Origin of the sequence: Microvirga sp. KLBC 81, from assembly GCF_003075415.1 — a bacterium.
Lineage (GTDB): Bacteria > Pseudomonadota > Alphaproteobacteria > Rhizobiales > Beijerinckiaceae > Microvirga.
Window position 1 is genome coordinate 21,302 of record NZ_QDAH01000056.1, and the last position, 10,450, is coordinate 31,751.

General features: G+C 57.6%; 10 protein-coding genes. 2 read left to right on the forward strand and 8 right to left on the reverse strand.

Features of this window, described 5'->3' with window-relative positions:
* Positions 1-29: 29 nt before the first annotated feature.
* On the reverse strand, positions 30-1,106 hold the full coding sequence (locus DC522_RS24485; RefSeq protein WP_116531220.1) for a right-handed parallel beta-helix repeat-containing protein: 1,077 nt from the start codon (positions 1,104-1,106) through the stop codon (positions 30-32).
* A gap of 408 nt (positions 1,107-1,514) precedes the next feature.
* Here DC522_RS24485 and DC522_RS24490 point away from each other — a divergent pair, with 408 nt between their 5' ends.
* Positions 1,515-2,300, forward strand: coding sequence for a response regulator transcription factor (locus DC522_RS24490; RefSeq protein WP_116531221.1), 786 nt, complete (start codon positions 1,515-1,517; stop codon positions 2,298-2,300).
* A 30-nt stretch (positions 2,301-2,330) separates the two neighbouring features.
* Here DC522_RS24490 and DC522_RS24495 read toward each other — a convergent pair whose 3' ends face one another.
* On the reverse strand, positions 2,331-2,558 hold the full coding sequence (locus DC522_RS24495; protein WP_116531222.1) for a hypothetical protein: 228 nt from the start codon (positions 2,556-2,558) through the stop codon (positions 2,331-2,333).
* Between the two features lie 508 nt (positions 2,559-3,066).
* Between DC522_RS24495 and DC522_RS24500 the strand changes: the two genes are divergently transcribed.
* Positions 3,067-3,765: a response regulator transcription factor gene (locus DC522_RS24500; protein WP_165820293.1), complete on the forward strand. Its 699-nt coding sequence runs from the start codon at positions 3,067-3,069 to the stop codon at positions 3,763-3,765.
* Positions 3,766-3,783: 18 nt separating this feature from the next.
* Here the strand turns inward: DC522_RS24500 and DC522_RS24505 are convergent, their stop codons facing one another.
* From DC522_RS24505 to DC522_RS24530, 6 genes are all read right to left on the reverse strand, one after another.
* The gene (locus DC522_RS24505) at positions 3,784-5,424 is read right to left on the reverse strand and encodes a GMC family oxidoreductase (protein ID WP_116531224.1); all 1,641 of its coding nucleotides are present in this window, start codon (positions 5,422-5,424) and stop codon (positions 3,784-3,786) included.
* A 34-nt stretch (positions 5,425-5,458) separates the two neighbouring features.
* Positions 5,459-6,433: a branched-chain amino acid ABC transporter permease gene (locus DC522_RS24510; RefSeq protein WP_116531225.1), complete on the reverse strand. Its 975-nt coding sequence runs from the start codon at positions 6,431-6,433 to the stop codon at positions 5,459-5,461.
* Positions 6,434-6,437: 4 nt separating this feature from the next.
* On the reverse strand, positions 6,438-7,325 hold the full coding sequence (locus DC522_RS24515) for a branched-chain amino acid ABC transporter permease (protein WP_116531226.1): 888 nt from the start codon (positions 7,323-7,325) through the stop codon (positions 6,438-6,440).
* A gap of 3 nt (positions 7,326-7,328) precedes the next feature.
* The gene (locus DC522_RS24520) at positions 7,329-8,036 is read right to left on the reverse strand and encodes an ABC transporter ATP-binding protein (RefSeq protein WP_116531227.1); all 708 of its coding nucleotides are present in this window, start codon (positions 8,034-8,036) and stop codon (positions 7,329-7,331) included.
* On the reverse strand, positions 8,029-8,787 hold the full coding sequence (locus tag DC522_RS24525; protein WP_116531228.1) for an ABC transporter ATP-binding protein: 759 nt from the start codon (positions 8,785-8,787) through the stop codon (positions 8,029-8,031). Before DC522_RS24525 ends, DC522_RS24520 begins: the two co-directional genes overlap by 8 nt.
* 87 nt (positions 8,788-8,874) lie before the next feature.
* A complete protein-coding gene (locus DC522_RS24530; RefSeq protein WP_116531229.1) occupies positions 8,875-10,083 on the reverse strand; it encodes an ABC transporter substrate-binding protein in 1,209 nt (402 codons plus the stop codon).
* Between the last annotated feature and the right edge of the window lie 367 nt (positions 10,084-10,450).

Here is a 10,450-nt window from a genome sequence, read left to right on the forward strand (position 1 = left end):
AAGCTCATGCCGATTGGAGCGCGCGTTTCTCAACAGGGGCGGCGAGGGTTAATCTTCTCGCCGAACTCGCCCTTGACCTCTGTTCGTTTCCCACTGACCACGTTGCCGCAGATCTTGCCCTGGGGACCACGCTGAACCTTCAGGCTGCCAACCTGATTGTCACGCAGCGTGTTGGAATAGGCGCTGTTCCCGATGCCATCATCATCCTCGTCTCCACCAAGTCGGATGCCGGCGCCCCGATTTCCATAGACGGTATTGTGGCGGAAGACATTGCCGCTTCCGCGGGCATCAAGACCGGCTGAGTTTTTGTCTCTCTGCCCTGTGCAACGATTGTGCTCGACAATGTTGCCTGATGAACCTTCCTTGATATCGACGCACTCATTTCCACGCGTGTTGAACGTGTTGTGATGGATCCAGTTTTCGTTCGAGCGATCGATCTCACCATCCGGCGCCCCCCACCGCCCCAGCTGCTCAGGCGCAGTTCCGATATAGACGCCTTCCCCGTTCTTGCCTCCATCCTTGTAGACGAAGTCATAGATCCCGCAGTTTTCGATCGACGAGTTCGCGATCTCATTCCGCTGCGCCTGATAGCGCAGCCTTACACATTCTCCGCCTGCGTTCTTGAGGCTCATGCCGATAATGCGGAGGCCCGTGACGCCGTCTCCAGGGCGGTTTCCAACAGCATAGATCAGCTTATCCCGAAAGCTGTCCTTGCCGTTTTCTGGAGCATGTCTGCCATCAACCGTGAAGCCGTGAAGCTCGATGTAATCGTGATTGATTTCAACGATCCTGCCGGCGCCGGCGCCGGAGACGACGGCGTTGCGTCCACCTCTGATGATGATCGGTTTTCCGGGTCGCCCGTTTCGCAACGTCCGGAAATCCTGAAAGTAGCGTCCAGGTGCCAGCTCGATCGTGTCGCCCGGCATTGCGCGCTCCAGGGCTTTCTGAATGCTCTGGAACGGGTCGGATCTTGTGCCCTGCGCCGCAACAGTGCCGGACGGATCCACAAAATAAGTTTCAGACAACGCTCGTGCGGACGAGAGGACGAGAGAGACACTTGTGAGCAATGCACATGGCAGGATATGGACAGTGCATGTTCTCTTCATGGGCATCTCCAGATGAACGGTCGTTGAGTGTCGCCGAGCATGCATTCTTTCGAGGTGCACTCGTCTGCACAACGGAAGCTTCCACCAAGGGTTTTCGCAAAGATCGAAGGACGTGAGGAACCAATATCCTGGATGCCTTGGCCTCAAGAAGAGCGCGCGATACCGCTTATACGAAATTGCCTTTCACATGCTGCGACGCACCAAAGGTATTCACTTTGTCGCTCCGCCGGTGGATAAGCTGAGCTGTTCCCAAAATGCCAGTCATTTCAGCGTCATCCAGCGCTGTTGTTAGCCGATGATAGCTGCAGATACTCCCTAAGCGGTATCCAATACTCCCTTTGCTGCAGTAGCTCATTGCCGATGCGCTCGTATAATCGGAGGTAATCTTTGCGGAAAAGGCTTCCTCGTATGACAAATCTGCTGCAGATCACGACGATCTTGGGCTGCAAGAATTCTATGCTTCGCGAGGGAATCAAACACATTCTATCAAGTACCCGCTATAAAGTGCATCCTGAAGATCTGAGTTGCAGGAGCACGGTACTGCCCCAACTGTATGGTAGTTTGTCACTGCTCTTCATCATTGATAGCAATCTCTATCCGAACGGGATGAGCAATGTGATCAGAGAGCTGAAAGGCCAGCATTCTGATGCGCATGTTATTGTCTTGGCAGATGGCTTCGATCTCGAAGAGATGAAGACTGTCATTCAAGTCGGCGCTGACGGTTATTGTCTTGCAACAACAGGATGCGAGGCGCTGATCAAGTACCTTGACCTCGTGATGCTGGGGGAAGTGGTGTTCCCATCTTCCGCTCTCCTGAATGCTATTATGCCCTCAAGCGAAGTGGCTATTGAGCAAAGAGAAAGTTCATCGATTATGATGTCGCTTCCTCAGGCAGAACGCTTGATGGATGCCAAGGATTCCGTCATTCGTACATTGTCCAGCCGAGAGGCCGAGATTCTGCAATGCTTGATGGAAGGTGCGCCCAACAAGGTCATTGCACGTAAGCTCGACGTGGCTGAGGCGACCGTCAAGGTTCATATCAAGGCTATCCTGCGGAAGATCCGCGTGGCGAACCGCACGCAGGCTGCTATGTGGGCTGTCAATCATTTGTCAGGCTCGGGCCAAGAGGCATCTTGGCTCCAGACCGGCGATCGCACAGCACATCAAAACGCGTCGCTGCTGAAAATCTTCTAGTCTGAAAAGTGATGCGGAAACGTGCTGTTCTCAGTGTAGGCCATATGTGAGCTTGATTGAGAACAGAACTTTTCCCTTGGCGTCGGTCGCCTCCAACCGCCAGCGATCCCATTCGATGAAGTCGCCTTCCGCTTCTTCGCGGAGTTCCGCGATGGCTTTGAGAGCTTGAGCCCAAGCTTGATCCAAGTCTCTCACCTCGACGCCCTCATCGTCGAGCATCGTCTCTTCATCACTAACTAGGTTAAAGTAACATCTCATCGTAATCTGCAGACCGCCTCTTGGTGAGCGCTATGTTATTTTAGTTCCAATTGAGGGTATTTCCAGATGGGTGGTTGGAAGACATAATTTCCTGACGGCCCATTGGCTCTTTAGCTCAAATTCGAGCCGTATGACATAGGTCGATCAAATAAGTATGAGCCTGATTCGCGACCCGGAGACGGTTGTTCACATGGTAGTCAGGGCTGAACGTGGAGTTGTTCAGTATGTATTTTGTCGTAATAACATTGCGCTAATATTGTCTTCTTTAACAAAGTTTTAAGAGATGTGAATAGAAGGCCATTGTTGTTGCGGGGATAATAAGCTAATTTACCTAAAGGAATGTTTCTGTTTCTCTCGTTGTCGGACTCAGGACCAGAAAGGCTCTCCTATGAGGAAAACCTACGATCTTGATGGCTCCTCCCTTTCAGGTGTGCCGCTCACGAGAGACGTTGGGCATTCCAGATACCTGGAATTGGCGCGCGCGTCAGATTCTCCCCAGATCTCCTACATGAATTCCCAGACAACGCCTACGCTTCTCGTTGAGCCCAATACTCTCCTGCGAGAAGGCTTGAAGCGGATATTGGCTGAAACCGCTTACAGCCCTGTCGCATTGGCGGCTAACTTTGATGAAGCCCTAGCAGGCTGGGAAACCAGCGCCACCCCGTTCCTTCTGATCATGGATGGCGCGCGCGATCATGATGAAGCCTGCGGCCAGGTTCGGCAGCTCAAGGACCAGTATGCCTCCGCTCGTGTGCTCATGCTGGTCGATCACTATGATCTCAAGCAGATCATCACGGCTTTCCAAGCGGGCGTGGATGCCTATCTGATCAAGTCTGTTTCCTGTGAGGTTTTGGTCAAAACGCTCGATCTCGTCATGCTCGGAGAGGTCGTGTTCCCTTCCGTCGTCCTCGAATTGCTGCGCGAGCATGCACTTCGCGCGGATGGCGAGACAGTGATGCAGAGTGCTGAAAAGGTACCTGACGGAACCTTCCAGACCAAAGGTCTATCCGTTCGTGAGACCGTCATTCTGCGGTGCCTCATGGAGGGAGACTCGAACAAGCTCATTGCGCGCAAGTTCGATATCACGGAAGCAACCGTGAAAGTTCACGTGAAGGCCATCCTGCGCAAAATTCACGCGAAGAACAGGACTCAGGCTGCCATTTGGGCCTCAAGCCATCTGCCTGCGGATGAGCACGCTTCGACTTGATATCTATAAAATTTCGCCTCAGGCAGACTGCCTGAGGACTTCGACTGTGTGAGACTGATCCTCCAGGATCATGGCAGCGCCTTTATCCGCGATCATCAGCGTTGGCGAGTTGGTGTTGCCGCTCGTGATCGTCGGCATCACCGAGGCGTCGATCACGCGAAGTCCCTCAACGCCCCGAACCCTCAACCGCTCGTCCGTCACCGCCATCGGGTCGGTCTCAATGCCCATCTTTGCCGTTCCGACCGGATGGAAGATGGTGGTGCCAATATCGCGAGCGCCGTTGAGAAGCTCTTCATACGTGTTGAGATGAGCGCCAGGCTTGTATTCCTCGGGCCGGTATTTCTGAAGCGCCGGCATCGAGACGATGCGGCGGACCAAGCGTAAGGAATCCACTGCAACCTGTTGATCCTCCGGCGTCGACAGATAATTTGGCCGGATCGACGGTGCATCAGAGGCGTCACCGCTGCGAATCCTGATGCTGCCGCGGCTCGTGGGCCGGAGGTTGCAGACGCTCGCCGTAAAAGCAGGGAAGGGGTGCGGATCGTCCCCGAACTTGTCGAGCGATAGGGGTTGAATATGAAACTGCAGGTTCGGCGTGGCATAATCGGGAGAGGAGCGGGTGAACGCGCCCAGCTGGGATGGCGCCATTGTCAGCGGGCCGCGCCGGAACAGGGCATATTCAAGCGCCATAAATCCCTTTTTCACGAGCGAGCGGTAATCCTCATTGAGGGTGCGGACGCCGTGAACCTTGTAGATGGGACGCAGCTGCAGATGATCCTGCAGATTCTCGCCGACGCCCGGCAGGTGCTGGATCACCGGAATGCCATGCTGCTGTAAGAGGTTGCCATCGCCGATGCCGGATAGTTGCAGAAGCTGGGGCGACGCGACGGCTCCAGCTGAGAGAACGACCTCCTTGCGGGCGTGAATGCGGCGGAGAGCGCCGTTCTGCAGGATCTCGACCCCCACAGCCCGATTATCTTCAAAGAGAATGCGCGTGGCGTGCGCATTGATTTCCAGGTTGAGGTTGGGGCGAGACAGGGCAGGTCTCAGGAAGCCACGTGCGGCCGACCAGCGCCGACCGCTCTTCTGATTGACGTGGAAATACGAGATGCCCTCGTTGCTGCCGGTATTGAAATCTGTCGTGCGGGGAATGCCGGCCTGAACCGCGGCTTCGATGAAGGTGTCGAGGATCTCCCAGCGCGTGCGGGGGGCTTCGACGCGCCATTCTCCACCTGCGCCGTGATGCTCACCTGCGCCGAGGTAATGATCCAGGTGCTGCCGGAAGATCGGCTTCACGTCATCCCAGCCCCAGCCTTTCAGGCCCATCTGCCGCCAGTTGTCATAGTCCTCGCGCTGACCACGCATGTAGACCATGGCGTTGATGGCTGAGCAGCCGCCGAGCACCTTGCCACGTGGATAGTTGAGGACGCGTCCATTGAGGCCAGGTTCGCTCTCCGTCTTGAACATCCAGTCGGAGCGAGGATTGCCGATGGCAAACAGGTAGCCAACCGGAATGTGGTACCAGATCCAATTGTCCTTTCCGCCGGCTTCCAGAAGGCAGACGGAGTTGCGGGGATCCCTGGAGAGGCGGTTCGCGAGAACGCAGCCTGCTGAACCTCCTCCGACGATGACGTAATCAAACGTGGTGTTCTCTGACATGACACGCCTCAACCGATTGCCGCGGGCGCTGCTCTTAAACAGTGCCCTTGGGCTTGCGCTTCAGGAGTTCCAAAATCTCGCCCACAATGCCGCGGCGGAACAGCAGCACGCAGATCACGAAGATGATGCCGATCAGCACCGTCACGGGAAAATCATAGGCAGCCAGATAGTTCTGGAGGGCAATGACCAGGCCCGCTCCGACGATAGGGCCAACCATGGTGCCGATGCCGCCGAGAAGGGTCATGAGAATGACCTCGCCCGACATCTGCCATTGCACGTCGGTCAGCGTGGCGAACTGAAAGACGATAGCTTTCGTGCCTCCAGCCAGCCCCGCGAGTGCCGCAGACATCACGAAGGCACCGAGCTTGTAGCGATCGACCCTGTAGCCGAGCGAGACGGCGCGCCTTTCGTTCTCACGGATCGCCTTGAGAATGTTGCCGAAAGGCGAGTTCACAATGCGCCATATGGCGAAGATGCCGAACAGGAAGATCGCGAGCGTCAGGTAGTACATCGCGAGTGGCTGGTTAAGATCGATGAGGCCCAGCAGATTCCCTCGTGGCACGCCCTGAATGCCATCCTCACCATGGGTGAATGGCACCTGAAGGCAGATGAAAGCGAACATCTGCGAGAGCGCCAGGGTGATCATCGAGAAGTAGATGCCCTGACGGCGGATCGCAAGAAAGCCGATGATGAGGCCCATGCCGGCAGCGCCAGCCATGCCGAGCAGAATGCCTGAGAGAGGCTCCCATCCCCATACCTTGACCGCATGGGCAGTGAAGTAGGCGGCGCCGCCGAAGAAGGCAGCGTGGCCGAAGGACAGGAGGCCCACATAGCCGATGAGCAGGTTGAACGCGCAGGCAAAGAGCGCGAAGCACAGAATGCTCATCAGGAAGACGGGGTAGAGAAAGAACGGTGCAGCGAGCAGAGCTGCCACGGCGATGGCGCCTGCCACAAGCGAGGTGGTGCGCAGCTTGGGCTGCTCAGCAAGATATTGGGCTCCAACAGCCATGATATTACTCCTCCCGCCCGAAGAGACCTGCCGGCCTGACGAGCAGAACGATGGCCATGATTACAAAGATAACGATGCTCGAGGCTTCCGGGTAGAAGACCTTGGTCAGGCCCTCCAGAACGCCGAGAACGTAGCCGGTCACGATGGCGCCGAGGATCGACCCCATGCCACCGACCACCACCACGGCAAAGACGATGATGATGAGATTCGTGCCCATCAGGGGACTGACCTGATAGATCGGGGCGGCCAATACACCTGCTAGCGCGGCAAGCGCGGCACCCAGGCCATAGGTGAGGGTCAGAAGAAGAGGGACGTTCACGCCGAAAGCCTGGACAAGCGTGGCATTCTCCGTTGCAGCGCGAAGGTAAGCGCCAAGCCGTGTTTTCTCGATCAGCAGCCATGTGCCGATACAGATGAACAACGAGGCAATGACCACCCAGCCGCGATAGATCGGCATGAACATGAAGCCGAGGTTGAGTGCGCCGGTAAGTTCAGCCGGAGGCGCATAAGGCTTGCCGGCCGCACCGAACCAATGGCGGAAGGCGCCTTCCAGAATAAGAGCCAGGCCGAAGGTCAGCAGGAGCCCATAGAGAGGATCGATGCCATAGAGACGTCTCAACATGAAACGCTCGATGACAATCGCCACCGCACCAACGATCAGGGGAGCGAGAATAAGAGCCGGCCAATAGCCGACACCGACATAGGTGAGCAGGAGATAGGCCGCGAAGGCGCCAAGCATGTATTGCGCGCCGTGGGCGAAGTTGATCACCCGCAGCAGGCCGAAGATTACCGCCAGACCAAGGCTGAGCATGGCGTAGAAGGAGCCGTTGATCAGGCCGATGAGGATCTGCCCGTAAAGGGCAGGGGCGGGGACGCCGAAAATCGTGCTCATACTTTACACCCCCAGCACTTCGTGGAGTTCGTCCATGCGGGCATCGAGTTCATGGCCGGGGAAGGAATTGACCATGCGCCCATCCTCCATGAGGTAGAAGCGGTCGGCGACTTTCCGTGCGAAGCGGAAATTCTGCTCCACGAGCAGAATGGTCATGCCGCGCTTCTTCAAAGCTACGAGAACATCGCCGATGCGCTGAACGATGACGGGGGCAAGACCCTCGGTTGGCTCGTCGAGCAGGATCATCTTTGCGCCTGTGCGCAGGATTCGGGCAATCGCCAGCATCTGCTGCTCACCGCCCGACAATTTCGTGCCCTGACTCGAGCGGCGCTCATGCAGGTTGGGGAAAAGCGTGTAGATCTCGTCAATGCTCATTCCGCCTTCCGAAACATTCGGTGGCAGCATCAAATTCTCGGCAACGTTGAGGCTGGCGAAAATGCCACGCTCCTCGGGCACGTAGCCGATACCTGCCTGCGCCACCTTGTGAAGGGGAAGGCCGATGAGGTCCTTGCCGCGCATGCGGATCACGCCCTCGCGGCGGCGAAGAATCCCCATGATGGCGCGCAATGTCGTGGTCTTGCCCGCACCGTTACGGCCAAGCAGCGTCACGGTCTCGCCTTCGCGGATGTCGAGATCGACGCCATGAAGAACATGGCTTTCGCCGTACCAGGCATTCAGCCCGCGGATTTCGAGGAGAGGCGCGTTACTCATGCTCAGTCCCCATATAGGCTTCACGCACGCGCGGATCGGCGCTGACGGTGGCGTATGTTCCGTCGGAAAGAATTTCGCCACGTGCCAGAACGGTAACACGATCGCATAGATCGGCAACGACGTTCAGATTGTGCTCCACCATCAGAACCGTGCGGTTCTTGGCAACGCGACGGATCAGATCGGCAATGCGCCCGATATCTTCATGTCCCATGCCGGCCATGGGCTCGTCGAGAAGGAGCATGGCCGGATCGAGGGCGAGCGTTGTCGCAATCTCAAGGGCCCGCTTGCGGCCGTAGGACAATTCCGATGCTGTCAGATGCGCGTAGGACGAGAGGTTGACCGCGTCGATCAATTCCATCGCGCGCTCGTCGAGAACCGAGAGGCTGCTGGACGGAAGCCAGAACTGCGTCGCGAGGCCTTCTGGCCGCTGCAGTGCGACGCGCACGTTATCGAGCACGGTCAGGTGCGGAAACACGGCGGAGATCTGGAACGAGCGCACGAGGCCGAGGCGCGCCACTTCGGCGGGCTTCAGGCGCGTGATGTCGTTTCCACGAAAGTGGATCTGCCCACGCGTGGGCGTGAGAAACTTGGTGAGAAGGTTGAAGACCGTGGTCTTGCCGGCGCCGTTTGGGCCGATCAAGGCGTGGATCGTTCCTTCGTTGACAGACAGCGTCACATCCTTCACCGCGACGAAGCCGCGAAATTCCATGGTGAGGCCTGTGGCGCTCAAAATCGGTTGAGTACTGACCATGTGCCGGCCGCTGATCCCGAACGATAAAGAGGTCACGAATAAAACGGCGAGGGCGGCGCAAACCGTCCTCGCCGTGCTTTCTCAGAGTTACTGCGTGAGCTGGCAGCCGCTTTCGGCAGCCTTCATGTACGCCTGATCGCCAGGAATCGTGGCAAGCTGCTTGTACATGTCCCACTCGCTCTTGCTCTCTTCTGGCTTCTTCACCTGGAAGAGATACATGTCATAGACCATGCGGCCGTTGGGCAGAACCTTGCCGTTCTTGGTGAAGACGTCCTGGACCGGCATTTCGTGCAGGGCCTTGGCTACCGGCTCAGTTGCGTCCGTTCCGGCCTTCTGGATCGCCTTCAGGTACTGCGTCACGGTGGAGTAGGTGCCCACATGGATCATGTTCGGCATGCGGCCGGTCTTCTCCATAAAGCGCTTTGCGAAGGCACGGTTCTCGTCGTTCTGATCCCAGTACCAGCCCTCAGTGAGCGTCAGGCCCTGCGCGGCCTTGAGCCCGAGGCCCTTCACTTCGGCGAGGGTGAAGAGAAGGGCCGCAAGACGGGTGCCGCCCTGAGTAATACCGAACTCGGAGGCCTGCTTGATGGCGTTCGCCGTATCGAGACCCGCATTGGCCATGCCGACCACGTTGGCGCCGGAGCTCTGGGCCTGCAGCAGGAAGGACGAGTAGTCGGTGGCCGCCAGCGGGTGACGGACCGCTCCGAGAACCTGGCCTCCCTTCGATTTCACGAATTTGGAGGTTTGCTCCTCGAGCGAGTAGCCGAAGGCATAGTCCGCAGTGAGGAAGAACCACTTGTTGCCGCCGTTCTCCACCAGCGCGCCACCGGTGCCGACGGCGAGTGCGTGGGTGTCATAGGCCCAGTGGAAGCCGTAAGGAGAGCACTGCTTGCCGGTGAGGTCGGTCGTTGCCGCACCGGTCGTCATGGTGATCTTCTTCTTTTCCTTGGAAAGGCCCTGAACCGCCAGCGCGACTGACGAGGTCGTCAGCTCCATGATGGAATCGACCTTTTCCGTATCGTACCATTGGCGCGCGATGCTGGCGGCCACGTCGGGCTTGTTCTGGTGGTCGGCGCTGACGATCTCAACCGGAACGCCCAGCACCTTGCCGCCGAAATCCTGAACGGCCATGCGAGCGGCTTCCACGGAGGACTTGCCTCCGAAATCGGCATAGACGCCGGATTGATCGTTCAGAATGCCGATCTTGACCACGCCGTCGGAGGCTTGCTGGGCATAGGCCACTTGCGCCGCAACAGTGCAGCTTAGGGCAAACAGAATTGGCTTGAGAACTCGCATCGTATCCCTTCCCTGTGTGGTTCGAGGGGCAGGTTGGTCCTGCCTTTATCGGACGGCATGGTGGAACCCCCCACGAAGCCGGTCAAGACAAGGTAAGGGCGCTATACGGCTTAGCAATGCGATTGGAGTTCATCCTTAAGTCGCAAACATTCTCAAAGTCGCGGATTTGTGTAGGATCGGCGACGCCCATATCCGGCGGCAACCCAGACCAGCGTACAGCGCGGTATTCAGGAGAGGCCTCAGCGCCTATATCCCTCTCACCATTTCCATCATCCAGGCTGGAGTTTTCCATGACAGCACACAATCGCCCGGACCGTCGCGTGCCCGAGCTGCGGGACGCGTCCCTGCTGGTGTCCCAGGCCTATGT